General features: G+C 67.0%; 20 protein-coding genes. 7 read left to right on the top strand and 13 right to left on the bottom strand.

What is annotated here, in order from left to right; all coding sequences use genetic code 11:
• Nucleotides 1-9 precede the first annotated feature (9 nt).
• Genes lptB through ABB30_RS01965 form a run of 5 tightly spaced genes read right to left on the bottom strand, consistent with a single transcriptional unit; the run spans nucleotide 10 to nucleotide 3376 of the window.
• Nucleotides 10-729: an LPS export ABC transporter ATP-binding protein gene (gene lptB, locus ABB30_RS01945; RefSeq protein ID WP_057636619.1), complete on the bottom strand. Its 720-nt coding sequence runs from the start codon at nucleotides 727-729 to the stop codon at nucleotides 10-12.
• Nucleotides 729-1238 (bottom strand): lipopolysaccharide transport periplasmic protein LptA, encoded by a 510-nt coding sequence (gene lptA, locus ABB30_RS01950; protein ID WP_057636620.1) that lies wholly within the window; start codon nucleotides 1236-1238, stop codon nucleotides 729-731. Before lptA ends, lptB begins: the two co-directional genes overlap by 1 nt.
• A complete protein-coding gene (lptC, locus tag ABB30_RS01955) occupies nucleotides 1216-1791 on the bottom strand; it encodes an LPS export ABC transporter periplasmic protein LptC (protein WP_057636621.1) in 576 nt (191 codons plus the stop codon). The genes lptA and lptC overlap by 23 nt, the downstream gene beginning before the upstream one ends.
• Nucleotides 1788-2336: a KdsC family phosphatase gene (locus ABB30_RS01960; RefSeq protein ID WP_057636622.1), complete on the bottom strand. Its 549-nt coding sequence runs from the start codon at nucleotides 2334-2336 to the stop codon at nucleotides 1788-1790. Before ABB30_RS01960 ends, lptC begins: the two co-directional genes overlap by 4 nt.
• Nucleotides 2337-2374: 38 nt before the next feature.
• Nucleotides 2375-3376: a KpsF/GutQ family sugar-phosphate isomerase gene (locus ABB30_RS01965; RefSeq protein WP_057636623.1), complete on the bottom strand. Its 1002-nt coding sequence runs from the start codon at nucleotides 3374-3376 to the stop codon at nucleotides 2375-2377.
• A gap of 52 nt (nucleotides 3377-3428) precedes the next feature.
• Here ABB30_RS01965 and ABB30_RS01970 point away from each other — a divergent pair, with 52 nt between their 5' ends.
• Genes ABB30_RS01970 through ABB30_RS01980 form a run of 3 tightly spaced genes read left to right on the top strand, consistent with a single transcriptional unit; the run spans nucleotide 3429 to nucleotide 5270 of the window.
• The gene (locus ABB30_RS01970) at nucleotides 3429-3659 is read left to right on the top strand and encodes a BolA family protein (RefSeq protein WP_057636624.1); all 231 of its coding nucleotides are present in this window, start codon (nucleotides 3429-3431) and stop codon (nucleotides 3657-3659) included.
• Between the two features lie 34 nt (nucleotides 3660-3693).
• Nucleotides 3694-4968, top strand: a complete 1275-nt coding sequence (murA, locus tag ABB30_RS01975; protein ID WP_057636625.1) for a UDP-N-acetylglucosamine 1-carboxyvinyltransferase — start codon at nucleotides 3694-3696, stop codon at nucleotides 4966-4968.
• Entirely contained in the window at nucleotides 4968-5270 is a 303-nt protein-coding gene (locus tag ABB30_RS01980) for a hypothetical protein (protein ID WP_057636626.1), read from the top strand. The genes murA and ABB30_RS01980 overlap by 1 nt, the downstream gene beginning before the upstream one ends.
• Before the next feature lie 86 nt (nucleotides 5271-5356).
• Here ABB30_RS01980 and ABB30_RS01985 read toward each other — a convergent pair whose 3' ends face one another.
• The 5 genes from ABB30_RS01985 to purM are packed head-to-tail and all read right to left on the bottom strand — an operon-like array spanning nucleotide 5357 to nucleotide 8976.
• Nucleotides 5357-6040, bottom strand: a complete 684-nt coding sequence (locus tag ABB30_RS01985) for a DUF3108 domain-containing protein (RefSeq protein WP_057636627.1) — start codon at nucleotides 6038-6040, stop codon at nucleotides 5357-5359.
• Nucleotides 6037-6831, bottom strand: a complete 795-nt coding sequence (locus tag ABB30_RS01990) for a DUF3108 domain-containing protein (RefSeq protein WP_057636628.1) — start codon at nucleotides 6829-6831, stop codon at nucleotides 6037-6039. Before ABB30_RS01990 ends, ABB30_RS01985 begins: the two co-directional genes overlap by 4 nt.
• Nucleotides 6832-6865: 34 nt before the next feature.
• Nucleotides 6866-7519, bottom strand: a complete 654-nt coding sequence (purN, locus tag ABB30_RS01995; RefSeq protein WP_057636629.1) for a phosphoribosylglycinamide formyltransferase — start codon at nucleotides 7517-7519, stop codon at nucleotides 6866-6868.
• 4 nt (nucleotides 7520-7523) lie between these two features.
• Nucleotides 7524-7979 (bottom strand): hypothetical protein, encoded by a 456-nt coding sequence (locus ABB30_RS02000; protein ID WP_211263432.1) that lies wholly within the window; start codon nucleotides 7977-7979, stop codon nucleotides 7524-7526.
• Nucleotides 7948-8976 carry a phosphoribosylformylglycinamidine cyclo-ligase gene (gene purM, locus ABB30_RS02005; RefSeq protein WP_245626398.1) on the bottom strand — a complete coding sequence of 343 codons (1029 nt, stop codon included), beginning with the start codon at nucleotides 8974-8976 and terminating at the stop codon, nucleotides 7948-7950. Before purM ends, ABB30_RS02000 begins: the two co-directional genes overlap by 32 nt.
• A 145-nt stretch (nucleotides 8977-9121) precedes the next feature.
• Here purM and ABB30_RS02010 point away from each other — a divergent pair, with 145 nt between their 5' ends.
• Genes ABB30_RS02010 through hda form a run of 3 tightly spaced genes read left to right on the top strand, consistent with a single transcriptional unit; the run spans nucleotide 9122 to nucleotide 12113 of the window.
• Complete coding sequence (locus ABB30_RS02010) at nucleotides 9122-10240, top strand: DUF2066 domain-containing protein (protein ID WP_057636645.1); 1119 nt, start codon at nucleotides 9122-9124, stop codon at nucleotides 10238-10240.
• Nucleotides 10237-11412 (top strand): AI-2E family transporter, encoded by a 1176-nt coding sequence (locus ABB30_RS02015; RefSeq protein ID WP_057636630.1) that lies wholly within the window; start codon nucleotides 10237-10239, stop codon nucleotides 11410-11412. Before ABB30_RS02010 ends, ABB30_RS02015 begins: the two co-directional genes overlap by 4 nt.
• A complete protein-coding gene (gene hda / locus ABB30_RS02020) occupies nucleotides 11409-12113 on the top strand; it encodes a DnaA regulatory inactivator Hda (RefSeq protein WP_057636631.1) in 705 nt (234 codons plus the stop codon). The genes ABB30_RS02015 and hda overlap by 4 nt, the downstream gene beginning before the upstream one ends.
• A gap of 51 nt (nucleotides 12114-12164) precedes the next feature.
• Here hda and murU read toward each other — a convergent pair whose 3' ends face one another.
• The 3 genes from murU to ABB30_RS02035 form a co-directional block, all read right to left on the bottom strand.
• On the bottom strand, nucleotides 12165-12866 hold the full coding sequence (gene murU / locus ABB30_RS02025) for an N-acetylmuramate alpha-1-phosphate uridylyltransferase MurU (protein ID WP_057636632.1): 702 nt from the start codon (nucleotides 12864-12866) through the stop codon (nucleotides 12165-12167).
• A complete protein-coding gene (locus ABB30_RS02030; protein ID WP_057636633.1) occupies nucleotides 12863-13873 on the bottom strand; it encodes an aminoglycoside phosphotransferase family protein in 1011 nt (336 codons plus the stop codon). The genes murU and ABB30_RS02030 overlap by 4 nt, the downstream gene beginning before the upstream one ends.
• Before the next feature lie 131 nt (nucleotides 13874-14004).
• On the bottom strand, nucleotides 14005-15498 hold the full coding sequence (locus ABB30_RS02035) for a M20 family metallopeptidase (RefSeq protein WP_057636634.1): 1494 nt from the start codon (nucleotides 15496-15498) through the stop codon (nucleotides 14005-14007).
• A gap of 199 nt (nucleotides 15499-15697) precedes the next feature.
• On the opposite strand from ABB30_RS02035, the gene ABB30_RS02040 reads away from it, so the two are divergent.
• Complete coding sequence (locus ABB30_RS02040; RefSeq protein WP_057636646.1) at nucleotides 15698-16015, top strand: ComEA family DNA-binding protein; 318 nt, start codon at nucleotides 15698-15700, stop codon at nucleotides 16013-16015.
• Nucleotides 16016-16624 lie beyond the last annotated feature (609 nt).

Genomic DNA, 16624 nt, shown 5'->3' on the forward strand with positions numbered 1-16624 from the left:
GCCGCCGGTTTACAGCTTGAAGGTATCGCCCAGATAGACGCGACGTACGTCCGGGTTGTCCAGGATCTGTTCGGGGCTCCCCTGTGCCAACACCCCGCCTTCGGCAAGGATATAGGCGCGGTCGCAGATTCCCAAGGTCTCGCGCACGTTGTGGTCGGTGATCAACACGCCGATGCCACGGTTTTTCAGGTGGGTGACGATGCGCTGGATGTCGCCCACCGAGATCGGGTCGACGCCGGCAAAGGGCTCATCGAGCAGGATCAGGCGCGGTTTGGCAGCCAACGCGCGGGCAATTTCCACCCGGCGGCGTTCACCACCGGAGAGGCTGGCGCCGGCTTGATCGGCCACATGGCTGATCTGCAGCTCTTCCATCAAGGAGGCCAGTTCGCGCGCGCGTCCGGCCTCGTCCAGGTCCTGGCGCAGCTCCAGCACCAGGGCGATGTTGTCGGCCACGCTGAGCTTGCGGAACACCGAAGGTTCCTGCGGCAGGTAGCCGACACCGAGCTTGGCGCGCTCGTACATGGGCTCGTTGGTGATGTCGCGGCCATCCAGTTCGATGCGCCCCGAATCGGCGGCGACCAGGCCGACGATCATGTAGAAACAGGTGGTCTTGCCGGCACCGTTGGGGCCGAGCAGGCCGACCACCTCGCCGGCATCGAGCTGCAGGCCGAACGAACGCACCACTTCGCGCTGCTTGTAGCGCTTGGCCAGGCCCTGGGCAACGAGCATTACTTGGTCTCCGTGGCGGCACGCGCCTTGGGCTGCAGCACGGTACGCACACGGCTGCCGTCGCCGCCGCTGTTCATGTTGCCGGTGGCCATGTTGTAGGTCATGCGTTGGCCGGCATTGGTGCCGCGCGGGCTCTCCACCTTGTAATTGCCGGTCAGCACGATGGTCTCGTTGCTGATGGTGTAGTCCATGGTGTTGGCGGTGGCGGTCATCGGCGTGCCGTCATCCATCTGCTGGCGCAGGGTGGCCTGGCGGCCGGTGAGGACGACACGGCTGGGCTCGCCGTTGCTGCGGTAGATCTCGGCACTGCTGGCCGTGATGTGCAGGGTGCCCTGCTCGATCACCACATTGCCGCTGAAGCGGCACTTGCCGTTTTCGTCGGCCAGGTTGCAGTCCGAGCTGTCGGCGTCCAGGCTCATCGGCTGGTTGCGGTCCGACGAGCGGGCCAGGGCCAGGCCGGGCAGCAGCAGGGCGATCAACGCAAACTTAGCGGGCAGCGGAAGGTTCATAGCGTGTCTTGACCTGGGAAAGGAGGCTTAAGGTATTGGTGGTCGCATCCATGCGCATGCCGATACCGCGCTGGGTCAGCCCGGGCTGGGTCATCTCCACCGCATCGGCGGTTTCGGCCAGGCTGCGTTGCGGGTAGACGGTGAGGGTATCGCTACGGAAGGTGGTCGGGGTGATGGCCGCATCCTGGGGACTGTCGCCCTTGACCCCGCCACGCAGGATCATCTGCTCCCCATCGGCGCTGACCCAGCCGGTGGCCGAGGCCAGTTGCCAGTGCTTGCCGGCGCTGTCAGGCAGCAGGAACAGTGGACGGGTGATGTCCAGGGTCTGGTCACTGCTGTTGCGGGTCAGCAGTGGTGCACGCAGGGTCACCGATTCCTTGCCTTCGGCATCCAGAGCCACGATCTGGAAATCATGCAGCACATAATCGTTGCCCGCTTCGGTCTCGCTGGTGGTGGCCTGTTGGCGGTTGTCCCACGCCTGCCAGCCCAGCCACAGGGTGGCCAGCACCAGGACCGGGATGATGAAGTGGCGCTTGCTCACGGTCAGGCTCATGGCTGCACTCCGGCCAGTACGTCTTCCAGGTGACCGCCGGCGGCCAGCAGCACATCGCACAGCTGGCGGGCCGCGCCGCGTCCGCCACCGGCAGGGGTCTGCCAGTGCACGCTCTGCGCCACCCACGGGTGCGCGTCGGCCGGCGCCACGGCCAGGCCAACCACGCGCAGGCAGGTGATGTCGGGCAGGTCATCGCCGATGAAGGCCACCTGGTCCAGGGCGATGCCTTCGCGCTGGCACAGCTGGTTGAGCAGGGCCAGCTTGTCGCGCACGCCGACATGGGTTTGGATCTTCAGGTCAGCACCACGCCGGGCTGCGGAGGCACTGTCGCGCGCGGTGATGATCACCGGCACGATGCCGTGGCGCTGGATCAGCTTCAGGCCCAGCCCGTCCTGGACGAAGTACGCCTTGCTCTCGTTGCCGAGATGGTCGTAATACAGCTGTCCATCGGTCAGGGTGCCATCCACATCGAAGCAGGCCAGACGGATCCGGCTGGCGCGGGTGCGGACTTCGGCTGGCAGGGTGTCCAGCGGGTTGTAGGGCATCAGCGGCTCGGGTTGGGATGAATGGGGCATGGTTCCGGTTAAACCACGCGTGCGCGCAACAGGTCATGAATGTTCAGGGCACCCACCGGGCGATGCTCGGCGTCGACCACGATCAGGCCGTTGATCTTGTGGGTTTCCATCAGCCGGGCCGCTTCCACGGCCAGGCGGTCAGCACTGATCGTACGCGGGTTGGGGGTCATGACCTCGGCAATGCGCGCGCTGCGCACGTCGATGTCGGTATCCAGCGCACGGCGCAGGTCGCCATCGGTGAACAGGCCGGCCAGGCGGCCGGCGGCATCCACCACACAGGTCATGCCCAGGCGCTTGCGGCTCATTTCCATCAGTGCCTGGCTCAGCGACGCGTCGGCATCCACGCAGGGCAGCTCCTCGCCGCTGTGCATGACATCGGTGATGTGCAGCAGCAGACGCCGTCCGAGGCTGCCGGCCGGATGCGAGCGGGCGAAATCATCGGCGGTGAAACCACGTGCCTCCAGCAGGGCCACGGCCAGGGCATCACCCATGGCGATGGAGGCGGTGGTGCTGGAGGTCGGGGCCAGATGCAGCGGGCAGGCTTCCTCGGGCACGCTGACATCCAGATGGACCTCGGCGGCCTTGGCCAGGCTGGACTGTTCGCGCCCGGTCATGGCGATCAGGATGTTGCCCTGGCGCTTGAGCACCGGCAGCAGCATCAGGATTTCGTCGGATTCGCCCGAATAGGACAGCGCCAGGACCACGTCGCCCTCGGTGATCATGCCCAGGTCGCCATGCCCGGCTTCGCCGGGATGGACGAAGAAGGCCGGGGTGCCGGTGGAGGCGAGGGTGGCGGCGATCTTGCGCGCCACGTGGCCGCTCTTGCCCATGCCGATGGTGACCACGCGGCCGGAGGAGGCCAGGATGTGCCGGCAGGCGGCCGCGAAGGGCTCGCCCAGGCGGGCAGCCACGGCGGCCAACGCGCCTTGCTCGATGGCAAATACGCGTTGTCCGCTATCCACCAGCGACTGGGCTGCCAAAGTGGTGTGATTCAGGGACGGGACGGTCATGCTGACAGCGGCCGGAGAGTAGAATGGACAGCCATTTTATTAGGAAAGCCGCGTGGACGCCCAAACCATCACCAATCTGATTCAGACCGGCCTGCCCGATGCCCTCGTCCAGGTCCAGGGTGATGATGGCGTGCATTTCGAGGCCACCGTGGTCAGCGCCGCGTTTGCCGGCAAACTGCCGCTGGCCCGTCACCGCATGGTCTATGCGACCCTCGGCGAACTGATGGGCCGTGAGATCCACGCGCTGGCCCTGACCACCCTGACCCCGGACCAGGCCGGCTGAGGCCGCCGTCCCCTTACCTTCGACGCCTACGCGCATGCCCAAAATCATTGTCAACGGTGGTACCACGCTCAACGGCGAGGTCACCATTTCCGGCGCCAAGAACGCCGTCCTGCCGATCCTGTGCGCCACCCTGCTGGCCGATGCGCCGGTGGAAATCACCAACGTGCCGCACCTGCACGACGTGGTGACCACGCTCAAGCTGCTCGGTGAGCTCGGGGCCAAGGTCGAGATCGACCAGGGCACCCTGTCGCGCGGCAGCGCCATCGTGGTGGACCCGCGCAGCGTCAACCAGGTGGTGGCACCCTATGAGCTGGTCAAGACCATGCGCGCCTCGATCCTGGTGCTGGGCCCGCTGCTGGCCAAGTTCGGTTCGGCCGAGGTCTCGCTGCCGGGCGGTTGCGCCATCGGCTCGCGCCCGGTGGACCAGCACATCAAGGGCCTGCAGGCGCTGGGTGCGGAAATCACCGTGGAGAACGGCTTCATCAAGGCCCATGTGGATGGCCGCCTGAAGGGCGGGCGCTACACCTTTGACATGGTCAGCGTGACCGGTACCGAGAACGTGATGGCCGCCGCGGTACTGGCCGAAGGCACCACGGTGCTGGAAAACGCGGCGATGGAGCCGGAAGTCACCGATCTGGCCGACTGCCTCAATGCGCTGGGCGCGAAGATTGAAGGTGCCGGCACCGCGCGCATCACCATCCATGGCGTGGAGCGTCTGGGTGGTGGTCGCCATGCCGTGCTGCCGGACCGCATCGAGACCGGCACCTTCCTGGTGGCCGCGGCGATGACCGGTGGCAAGGTGACCGTGCGCAATACCCGTCCGGATACCCTGGACGTGGTACTGGCCAAGCTGCGCGAGGCCGGTGCCCAGATCGAGGTCGAAGGCGACCGTATCACCCTGGACATGGCCGGCCAGCGTCCGCGCGCGGTCAACCTGACCACCGCCCCGCATCCGGCTTTCCCGACCGACATGCAGGCCCAGTTCATGGCCATGAACTGCATGGCCGACGGCGTTGGCGTGATCAAGGAAACCATCTTCGAAAACCGCTTCATGCACGTGCATGAGTTGCAGCGTCTGGGTGCCGACATCCAGGTCGAAGGGCATACCGCGATCGTGCGCGGGGTGGAGGTACTGACCGGTGCGCCGGTGATGGCCACCGACCTGCGCGCTTCGGCCTGTCTGATCCTGGCCGGCCTGGTGGCCCAGGGCGATACCACGATTGACCGTATCTACCATCTGGACCGTGGCTACGAGAACATCGAGGAGAAGCTCAGCGGGCTGGGTGCCAACATCCGCCGCGTGCCCTGATGTTGCGCCGCGCTCCGTTCAGTCCGCGCCGCCGGGCCTTGCTGGCCCTGGTGGTGCTGGTGCTGGCCTGGCTGGGTTGGTCGTGGTGGGCCGGGATGGCCATCACCGCCGGCCTGGACCGTGCCCAGATGGACTGGGATGGTGACGGCGTCACTACCCAGGCCGAGCTGTGGCAGGCGGTGCATGCCGTACGTGTGGTCAAGACCGAGGACGGCAACCGTCATTGCCAGCAGTTCAGCTGGACCGCCGATGACGAGGTGATCCGGGTCGATTGCAGCACTGTACTGCAGGCCGCACCGTAATCCACCCGTCCGCTGCCCGTCGCGTGGAAAGCAAAAGCCCCCTCATGGAGGGGGCTTTTTTGTTGCCTGCCTGGGCAGGCTGGCGGTCAGTGCACGGCCTTGATGGTCAGGTCCAGCTCGTCGCGGCCGCCCTTGCGCTGCAGCAGGCGCAGCGGCACCGGATACTCCGAGGAGATCCAGGCGATCATCTCCTTGTCCCCGTCCACCCGTGATACACGGGTGACTTCAATGCTGCGGCCATCCAGCTGCAGGGTTTCCTTGCCGCCGACGGTGTAGCGCATCTGCTTGATCCGGCCTTCGTCGACCATGCGGTAGTTGAGCGGGCGGCCGGCCGCCAGGTCACGGGCAATGGCCAGGTTGATCAGCAGGGCATCCATGTCGCCGTCGCGCAGGGCCACCGGGCCGCGTCGGTCCGCGCGCAGGTCACCGCGCCAGGTGGCCTGGCGGTCGGCCCAGTCGTAGTCGGCTTGGATGTTGCGGCGCTTGATCAGCAGGTTGGCGGTGTCCTCGCTGCTGAGCGGGCGCAGGTGGCCGTTGTGCTCGTCAAACACCGTGCTCTGGCGCAGGTCAGCCATCTGGTTGCGCACCTGCAGGCTGTAACGCCAGCGGTTGCCTTGCTGGCGCTCCAGCTGCATCACGCCATCGGCCTGCAGGCCCATGTAGCTGGCGCGGTAATCGGCCTTGAACGGGGCAACCGCCAGCGCCGGCAGGCTGGCGGCTGCCAGCAGCAGGGCCACCAGGGGACGGGTGAAACGGCCAAAGGTCGTCATTGTTGCTCTCCTTGATATTCGATCAGCTGCAGGTCGATGGTGTCCTCACCGTCCTCGCGCTGGGAAATGCGGATGGGAGTGGGCACCCCGCTGGCCAGCCACAACACCATGGCATCGCCGGGGCTGCTGTTGCTGCGCTGCACGCGCAGGGCGTCGTAACTGAGTTCACTGACTTCGGTGATGGCGGTGGCGGCATCGGCCTGGTACTGATGCAGGCGTACCCGGCCGACATCGGCAAAGCGGTACTGCATGTGGGCTCCCGGGCTGGCATCGCGCATGATCGCCAGGTTGATCAGCAAGGCGCTCAGATCACCGGGTTGCAGGGCCACCGGGCTGCGCCGTTTCTTGTCGATGTCGCCTTGCCACTGGGCCGTGCCGGCGGCCCAGTCATAGCTGCCACGCACCTTCTTGCCCAGGAACAGGCCGCGGCGCTCGGTGAGCTGGGACAGCGGGCGGAACTGACCTTGGTGTTCCTCGAACACCGTGGTCTGCAGCAGGTTCAGGCCGAGCACGCCGGCAAAGCCCCGCTTGCCGCGCACTTCAAGGCTGACCTGCCAGCGGTTGTTGCCGACCCGTTGCAGGGCCAAGGTGGCATCGCCGGCCTGGCGTCCTTTGTAGAAAGCCTGATAAGTGCCCTGGAAGGGTGCCAGGCGGGTGATCGGCTGCCAGTCCGGTACCGGCTCCAACGCGGTGCTGGCCGCCGTTGCCGGCGTGGCGACAGGCGCGGCAGCCAAGGCAGGCCACAGCGGGAGGAGCAGGCAGGCGGTGAGCAGCAATCGGGACAGGGTCATGGGCCAGCAATGAAGGATGAGTGCCGGCGGGGCGTCAGATGCCGTGCCGACCTGCGGAATCTAGGGTGAGGGGACTAAACAGGGTGTGACCATCCAGTTGCAGCTTGCCGTCCTGTTCAGCCAGGCGCCCGCTGCACAGCAACTGCAGGCAGGCCACCAGCAAGGGGTGTTCGATGGCCAGCACGCGTTCGGCCAGGACCGCCGCGTCATCGCCGGGCAGGACCGGAACCCGGCTCTGCGCGATCACCGCGCCGGCGTCCAGCTCGGCGGTGACCAGGTGCACGCTGGCACCATGCTCGGCGTCGCCGGCATCGATGGCCTGCTGGTGGGTATGCAGGCCCTTGTGCCGCGGCAGCAGGGACGGGTGGATGTTGATCATGCGCCCGGCAAAGCGCTGCACGATGCCCGCACCGAGGATGCGCATGTAACCGGCGCACAGAATCCAGTCCGGGGCGGTGGCGGCGATGGCATCGCCCAGCGCCTGCTCGTAATCGCTGCGGCTGGCAAAGTCACGTGGACGGGCCGACCAGCGCAACGGTGCCGCTACCCGCTGCAGGGCGGCGGCATCGGGTTTGTCGGAGAACACCCCGACCACCTGGGCATCGAGCCGGCCGGCAGCGATGGCATCGAGCACGGCCTGCAGGTTGGAGCCTCGTCCGGAGGCCAGTACGGCAATGCGTGCGCTCATGGGATCAGGAAACGAAGGCGTCCTTCACGCCCGGGCGCATCAGCACCACAATCGAGAAAATGCCCAGCACCGTGCCCAGCGGCATCATCATGCAGGCCAGGGCGGCCACCACCACACAGGCCGTGTGGCGTTGCCGGCGGGCCAGGTTGCGCCCGCTCCAGGCCAGGGCGGCGGCCAGCGCCAGCCCCAGGGTGATCATCACCAGGGCAATGACAATGAACAGCAGCCCGAACAGGCGGTCAGCCGCCTGCCCGCCATCGAGCAGGCCGGCCAGCATGCCCACGCCGATCAGCAGGTGGATCACCGGGAACAGCGCGAACAGGGCGGTGATGCCGGCCAGCACGTAGTGGCCGATCGACAGCAGGCGCAAGGCGTTGTCCTGCTGTGGATCGGTGGCCGCGGCGGGCGGCAGCTGCGGGGCCAGCGGCTCAGCCAATGTGCACGCGCTCGCTGCTGCCATTGGCGGCCACCACGCGGCCGATCTGGCGGTGGGCCAGGCCCAGGGCGTCGATGGCCGATTCCACCGCGCCGGCACGCGGCGCCGGGACGATCAGCACAAAGCCGATGCCGCAGTTGAAGGTGCGCCACATTTCCGCATCGGCCACGTTGCCGGTCCGCTGCAGCCAGGCAAATACCGGCGGCAGCACGATGCTGGCCGCATCAATGGACAGGCCCAGACCGTCGGGCACCACGCGGATGATGTTTTCGGTCAGGCCGCCACCGGTGATGTGGGCCATGCCGTGGATGTCGGCGCGGTTGGAGGCCAGCAGCGACAGCACCGGCTTGACGTACAGGCGGGTGGGGGCCATCAGCGCGTCGACCAGGGCGGTGCCGTCTTCCAGCACCACGTCGGTCGGTGAACCGGCGCGCTCGTAGATCTTGCGGATCAGCGAATAACCGTTGGAGTGCGGGCCGGAGGAGGCAATGCCGATCAGCACGTCACCTTCGGCCACGCCGGAGCCGTCCAGCAGCTCGTCCTTTTCCACCGCCGCAACGGTGAAACCGGCCAGGTCGTATTCGCCCGGGGCATACATGTCCGGCATCTCGGCCGTCTCGCCACCGATCAGCGCACAACCGGACTGCACGCAGCCCTCGGCAATGCCGCCGACCACAGCCGCGGCCGTGTCGATGTCCAGCTTGCCGGTGGCGAAATAGTCCAGGAAGAACAGCGGTTCGGCACCCTGCACCAGCACGTCGTTGACGCACATGGCCACCAGGTCGATACCGATGGTGTCGTGGCGGCCCAGCTGCTGGGCCAGCTTGAGCTTGGTGCCGACACCGTCGGTGCCGGAGACCAGCACCGGCTCACGGTACTTGCCGGACAGGTTGAACAGGGCGCCGAAGCCGCCCAGCCCTCCCATCACTTCCGGCCGGAAGCTGCGCTTGACCAGCGGTTTGATACGCTCCACCAGTTCATTGCCTGCGTCGATGTCGACACCGGCGTCACGGTAGGTCAGGGGAGAGTTGCTCGAAGTCGGACTGGTCACGGCGGCCACACGGTCAGAGAACAATCCGTCAATTTTAGCAGGCTTCCATTGGCGAGCTGGCCGCCTTCAGGCCACAATTCACTCCTACCGACCCAAGAATGAAGCGGAATTGATGATGCGTCCTATCCTGGCGTTCGTGTTCACAGCAATCCTGGCCCTTGGCAGTGCGCCGCTGCTGGCGCAGTCGGGCATGCGTACCGAAGGTGATGTCGCCGGTGCGCAAGGGGTTTACGAGGCCGAAGTGCCGGTCAACAGCCAGGCCGACAGTGATCGTGCCGGGGCCCTGGCGCGCGCGCTGGGCCAGGTGCTGGCCAAGATGTCCGGCGACCGTCAGGTGACCTCGCGCCCCGGCGTGGGCCAGATGCTGCGCGAGGCCGACCAGTACGTGCGGTCCTATGACTACCGCCAGGACCGTGGCACCTCGGTCAGCGGCGCGCCCAGTTACCGGATGATGCTGGTGGCCCGCTTCGACGGTGACAAGGTCGAAGGCCTGGCCTCGGCGCTGGGCCTGCCGGTGTGGGCGCAGCCGCGTCCCAAGCCGGTGCTGTGGCTGGCCATCGATGATGGCAGTGGCCCGCGCCTGGTCGGCCTGCAGCAGACCAATGCCGCCCGTCCGGTGCTGGACAAGGCCATCGAGCGTGGCTACCGCCTCGGACTGCCGGCCGGCGGTGCCGCCGAGCAGGCCCTGGTCGGGGCGATCTGGCGCATGGATACTGCCGCGGTGGCGCGGGCTTCGGCCCGTTATGCCCCGCCGATGCAGCTGATCGGCAAGCTCCACCGGGGCACCGGTGGCGGCTGGGTGGCAGACTGGGCTTTCGTGGACAACGGCCGCGTGCTCAATCGCTGGAGCGCCAACGAGACCGATGCCCGCCGGGCCATGGTTTCCGGTGCCGACGGTGCCGCCGATGCGCTGGTCCGCCGCTATGCCAAGGCCCTGCCCAGCGGCACGCCGGGCGTGCACCGGGTGATCGTGCACGGGGTCAATTCGGCCGATGACTGGCTGCGTGTGTCGGCCAGCCTGCAGGCCCATCCGATGCTCAAGTCGCTGCGCCCGGTGCGCGCCAGCGGTGACCGCATCGAGCTGGATCTGGATCTGTCCACCGGCCTGGCGGGCTTCAACCGCCTGCTCGGCAGCGATGCGGCACTGGCACCGGTGGCGGCACTGCCTGCACCGGCCCAGGGCGATGCTCCCGCGCAGGTGCTTAGTGGCCCAGCGGAGTACCGCGTCAAATGACCCCCTTGCCCGCGTTGGATGAGATTGCCCGTTTCCTGCGCCACATCAAGTACGCCGCGGCCACCCTGGCCCTGATCTGGGTGATCTGGCTGCTGGCACCGATCCTGACCCCGTTCGTGGCCGCGATCATGCTGGCCTGGCTGGGTGATCCACTGGTGGACCGCCTGGAAGCGGCGGGGCGCTCGCGCAATACCGCGGTGCTGCTGGTCTTCGTGCTGATGATCATGCTCATCGCCCTGGCCCTGCTCATCCTGGTGCCGATGCTGCAGAGCCAGGTGCAGACCCTGGTTGCAGCCCTGCCCGGCATGCAGACCTGGCTGCTGGAAAAGGCCGTGCCGGCGCTGGAGGCACGTTTCGGCTTCCGCGCGGCCGAATGGATGGACCCGCAGCGCCTGATCGACTGGGCGCGCAGCCACTGGCAGGCCGCTGGTGGCGCGGCGGCAACGGTGTTTGGTTACCTGAGCCGATCCAGCTTTGCCCTGGTGACGATGGTGGTGAACCTGTTCCTGACCCCGATCGTGGCTTATTACTTCCTGCGCGACTGGGACCGGATGGTCGAGCGGGTGGCCTCGCTGATTCCGCGTGACCATATCGCCACGGCAGCCAAGCTGGCCTCCGAATCCAACGAGGTGCTCGGCGCATTCGTGCGCGGCCAGTTCGTGGTGATGGTGGCCCTGGGCGCGATCTACGCCACCGGTATGGCCCTGGTCGGGCTCAAGCTGGGCCTGCTGATCGGCATGGTGGCCGGCCTGATCAGCTTCATTCCCTATCTGGGCGCAACCACCGGGGTGATCCTGGCCGTACTGGCAGCCCTGGTCCAGGCCCAGGGCGTGGATGTCAAATTGCTGGCTGGCGTGGCGGTGGTGTTCACCGTGGGCCAGCTGCTGGAAAGCTACGTGCTGACCCCGCGCATCGTCGGAGACAAGATCGGCCTGCACCCGGTGGCGGTGATCTTTGCGGTGATGGCCGGTGGCCAGCTGTTCGGTTTTCTGGGCATGCTGCTGGCCCTGCCGGTGGCGGCGGTGGCCAATGTGCTGCTGCGTTATGCCCAGGAGCGTTACCGCAGCAGTGAGCTGTATGCCGGCAACGCAGCGGTGATCATGCCGGCCGGGGTAACCGACCAGATCCATCGCCTCACGCCGATGGCCGACGAGAAAAGCAAGCGCCCGTGACCAGCCAGCAATTGACGCTGAGCCTGCGTTATCCGCCGGACCAGCGTCTGGAAACCTTCCTTGCCGCGCCGCCGGCTGCGCTGGCGCAATTGCGTGCGCTGGCCGTTGGCGCGCATGCGGACTGGCTGTACGTGGCCGGCGCGGCCGGCACCGGCAAGACCCATCTGACCCTGGCTGTGTGCGCAGCGGCCGAGCAGGCCGGGCGGCGCGCGATGTACCTGCCGCTGGCTGCGGCGCGGGGCCGCGTGCGCGACGCCCTGGAAGGGCTGGAGCAGCATGATGTGATCGCTCTGGACGGGGTGGATGCGATCGCCGGCAACCGTGATGACGAAATCGCCCTGTTCGACTTCCACAACCGTGCGCGTGCGGCCGGGGCAACCCTGCTCTATACCGCCAAGGCGATGCCGGAGATGCTTGGCCTGGTGTTGCCGGACCTGCGCTCGCGGCTGGGCCAGTGTGGGCGCATCAGCCTGTATACCCTGGACGAAATTGACCGGGTGGCCGTGCTCAAGGCCCGTGCGGAGCGGCGCGGGATGGTGCTCGACGGCCCGGCCCTGGAATGGTTGCTGGCCCGCTGCGGGCGTGACATGGGTTCGCTGGTGAGCGTACTTGACCGCCTGGATCGCGAATCACTGGCGGCCAAGCGCAGGCTGACCGTGCCCTTCCTGCGCAGTGTGCTCGGCGAGGGCGACAGCCCCTGAGTGACGCCGCTTGCCCGGGATGACAGAGCCGGCTTGTGCCGGCTCTTTGCTTCAGGCCGGTTGACGCAGTTGTGCGTCCAGTTCGGCCAGACGTTGCGGGGTGCCGACATCGGTCCACTGGCCGGTGTGGTGCACGCCGCTGACCTGGCCGGCGCGCATGGCCGCACGCAGCAAAGGGGCAAGCTTGAAGCGCGGCGGGGTGCATTCCACCCCGGCAGCATCACCGACCACCGCCTGCCAGCCCTGCAGGAGCTGCGGCCGGTAGACACCGATGCCGGAGAAGGTCAGGGCGGGGCTGTCGTGCATCCGGCCCTGCTCATCGAGACGGAAATCCCCGCCCGGATGGTGGGCGGGGTTGTCCACCAGTACCAGGTGGGCCTGGCCCTGCGGTTCGCGGGGCAGGCTGGCCAGGTCAAAATCGCACCAGATGTCGCCGTTGATGGCCAGAAATGGCGCATCGCCAAGCAGGGGCAGGGCGTTGAGCATGCCGCCGCCGGTTTCCAGCGGGGTGGTACCCTCGTAGAGGTAATGCAGGCGCAGGCCCCAGTTGCTGCCATCGCCCAGTGCCGGTTCAAAGCACTGCGCCAGCCACGAGGTGTTGATCACCACATCGCTCACGCCCAGCGCGGCCAGCCGTTGCAGATGCCAGACGATCAAGGGCTTGCCGGCGGCTTCCAGCAGGGGCTTGGGGGTGTGCTCGGTCAGCGGGCGCATGCGCTCGCCCAGGCCGGCGGCGAAGATCAAGGCCTTCATGCGACCTCCCCACGGGCGGCCAGGGCCGGCTTGAGGGTGTGCTCGAACAGCTCGGCCAGCGGTGCCAGGGCGGCATGCCGTGGCAGCACGTTGTCCAGGTAGGCGATGAAGCGCGGCAGGTCGGCGATGTAGCGCGACTTGCCGTCGCGGTAGTGCAGGCGGCAGAAGATGCCCAGGATCTTCAGGTGGCGCTGCACGCCGATGAAATCCACATCGCGGGCGAAGCTGGCCAGATCGGCCGGCACCTCGATGCCGCTGGCCAGGGCGCGGGCATGGTAGATCGCCACCCACTGGGACACTTTTTCCTCGGGCCAGCTGATGAAGGCATCACGCATCAGGCTGGCCACGTCATAGGCCACCGGGCCGATCACCAGGTCCTGGAAATCGAGCACGGCCGGGCCATCGGCCACCGGCATCAGGTTGCGCAGCATGAAGTCGCGGTGCACCGGCACCTGGGCCTGGCCCAGGGCGTTGTCCATCAGCCGGCGCAGGCCCAGCTGCAGGCGCTCGACATCGCCACAGCCCAGGTCCAGGCCCAGATGGCGCTGGATGAACCAGTCCTCGAACAGGCCGGAATCGCGCAGCAGCAGGGCCTGGTCAAAACGGGCCAGGCCGTCGGTGTCGGGCATCTGCTGCAGGATCAGCAACTGGCTCAACGCGGCGTCCATGCCGGCATCGACACTGTCAATGTCCAGGCTCTGGGCCAGGGTGGGGCCGCCGAGGTCCTCCAGCAGCAGGAAGCCGTCGCCGAGGTTGCGTGCCAGTACCTGCGGCACACGTACCCCGGCAGCAGCCAGACGGTCACCAATGGCCAGCCAGCGGCCGACATCCTCCAGCCCCGGGGGCGCGTCCATCACGATGCGGCTGGGCACCAGGCCGGTAGTGCGCCAGTAGCTGCGCATGCCGGCGTCGGTGGAGGCGCGTTCCAGCCCGACGAGCGGGTTGCCGAGCACTTCGCGCAGCCAGTCCAGGCGCAGCGTGGTGCGGGTGTCGGGAGGGTTGTTCATGTCGTACCTGGGGCAGCAACCGGCTGCCGATGGGACAGGGTAAATGGCCGCGCCGGTGAAGGCGAGGGGGCGTGCTCATGCAACAAGGGCGGCCCGCAGGCCGCCCTTGTCAGTTGCCGCGCAGGCTACGGTCAGCAGCAGCCGAAGTTGCCGTGGCGGGTGCCCGAGTCGGCATGCACGCCGCAACCGCGGGTCTCGCCGCGCACGCTGGCGGCATAGTGCTGCAGCAGCACGTGGGAGACGCAGGCAGTGACGCGCTTGCCCATCGGGATGTGCAGGAACTCGTTCGGGCCATGCGCGTTGGAGTGCGGGCCGAGCACGCCGGTGATCATGAACTGCGCGCCGGGGAACTTCTCGCCCAGCATGCCCATGAACGGAATCGAGCCACCTTCACCCATGTACATGGCCGGCTTGTCGAAGAAGGCCTGCGAGGCGGCATTGATGGCCTCGGTCAGCCACGGCGACATGGCCGGTGCGTTCCAGCCGGTGGACGCCTTCTCCAGATCCAGCGACACGTGGGCGCCGTTGGGCGGGTCGCGCAGCAGTTCGGCCTTGAGCAGCTCGCCGCAGGCCTTGCCATTGGCGGTCGGCGGCAGGCGCAGCGACAACTTGACCGAGGTTTCCGGGCGCAGCACGTTGCCGGCCGATTCCAGCGGCGGCATGCCGCCGATGCCGGTCACCGAAAGGGCCGGGCGCCAGGTGCGGTTGAGCACCAGCTCGGTCAGGACCTCGCTCATCGGGGTCAGGCCGTCGACCATCGGGAACTTCTTGAAGATCGCGGTATCGACCACTTCGGCAGCGCGCTGGGCCTGGGCCAGACGCTCGGCCGGGATTTCCACGTGCAGGCCGTCGATCAGGATGCGGCCGGTGTCCTGGTCCTCGATGCGCGAGAGCAGCTGGCGCAGCAGGCGGAAGGAGGACGGGATCACACCGGAGGCATCGCCGGAATGCACGCCTTCCTCCAGCACCTTGACGGTGAAGTTGCCACCGGTCAGGCCGCGCAGCGAGGTGGTGCACCACAGCTGTTCGTAGTTGGCGCAGCCCGAATCCAGGCACACCACCAGCGAGGGCTGGCCGATGCGGTCGGCCAGGTGGTCGACATAGGCCGGCAGGTCGTAGGAACCGGATTCCTCGCAGGCCTCGATCAGCACCACGCAGCGGGCGTGCGGCAGGCCCTGCTCGTGCAGGGCCAGCACGGCGGTCAGCGAGCCGTACATGGCATAGCCGTCATCGGCACCACCGCGGCCGTACAGCTTGTCACCACGCAGCACCGGCTTCCACGGGCCCAGGTCTTCATCCCAGCCGGTCATTTCAGGCTGCTTGTCCAAGTGGCCGTACAGCAGCACGGTGTCTTCGCCGGTTTCCGGGCCGGAGGCGGGGATTTCCAGCAGCAGCAGCGGGGTGCGGCCTTCCAGCTGCACCACTTCCACCTGCAGGCCCGGGATGTCCTGGGCGCGGGCCCAGGTCTCCATCAGCGTCACCGCCTTGGCCATGTAGCCGTTTTCGACCCAGTTGGCATCGAACATCGGCGACTTGTTGGGAATGGCGATGTATTCAATCAGCTGCGGGACGATCTCGTTGTCCCACTTGTCGCTGATGAACTGGCTGAGCTTGGCGCTGTCCATGGGTGCTGCTCCGGGTATGTTGATTGCGGATGTGACCATTGTACGCCTGCACCCTGTCAGAGTTTTCCTACGTGATGTCGGGCGTTCGGCTGGCTTTATGAACGCGCGGCTGACGATAGGATGGCCACCGGTGTCGCGGGAAGGTGGACTCACCGGCAAGGAGCCGGTCCATCAACGCAAAGACACAAGGAGTACAACCATGAAATGGATCGCCGTGACCTGGAAGTCGCTGGTGTTGAGCATGGTTCTGGCAGGTTGGGCGTCGGCCACGGAAAAGGTCGACATCAACAGCGCCGACGCCGCCACGCTGGATCGCGTGTTGGTCAACGTCGGTGCCGCCAAGGCACAAGCGATCGTGGACTACCGGCAAGCCAATGGTCCGTTCCGCAGCCCAGAGGAACTGGCGCAGGTACGGGGAATCGGTTTGCGGACTGTGGAAATCAATCGTGAGCTGATCACGGTGGGGGCCGCAGACCAGCCACCGGCCAGGACGGCCGGGCAGGTGCCGCGACGCTGAGCACGACAAAGCAGGTGTTGTCTGCCGCAGGATGCGGCCGGTGATGCCGGTTGGGGAAGGATTCCAAATGGATCGGGCACGGATGCCGACAGGGATGTGATATCGCCCGGTGGCGCACAGTGACGTGCGGCCGGGCGATTTTTTTCAGCGGTCTTGCTGCCAGGCAAGCGGCTGGGCAGGTGGCATGGGGATGGCACCTGTCCAGCTGATGGCAGCAGTGACGGGCGTATCGGTGAAGGTGGGGCCGACACCGATACGCCCGTTGCATTGCATCATCCCGCACCGCGTTGCGTCGCAATGACGCGCCAGGCCGGCAGCCCTTGCCGGCCAGCATGCTGCAGCCTCACGTTGATCGCACCCGGTCGCCTGTGGCCATGTGGCCCTGTGCCACGCCCGGCAACAAGCCGGCTGCACGGGCCTGACAGTAAGTTTTGGCAAACGTGGCCACTGGGCCAGTGCGAAGCCCAAGCCCAAGCCAACAAGCCCAGGCCAACAAGCCCAAGCCAACAAGCCCAAGCCAACAAGCCCAAGCCAACAAGCCCAAGCCAACAAGCCCAAGCCAACAAGCCCAAGCCAACAAGCCCAAGCCAACAAGCCCAAATCCTCTCA

This window comes from Stenotrophomonas ginsengisoli, assembly GCF_001431485.1.
Lineage (GTDB): Bacteria > Pseudomonadota > Gammaproteobacteria > Xanthomonadales > Xanthomonadaceae > Stenotrophomonas > Stenotrophomonas ginsengisoli.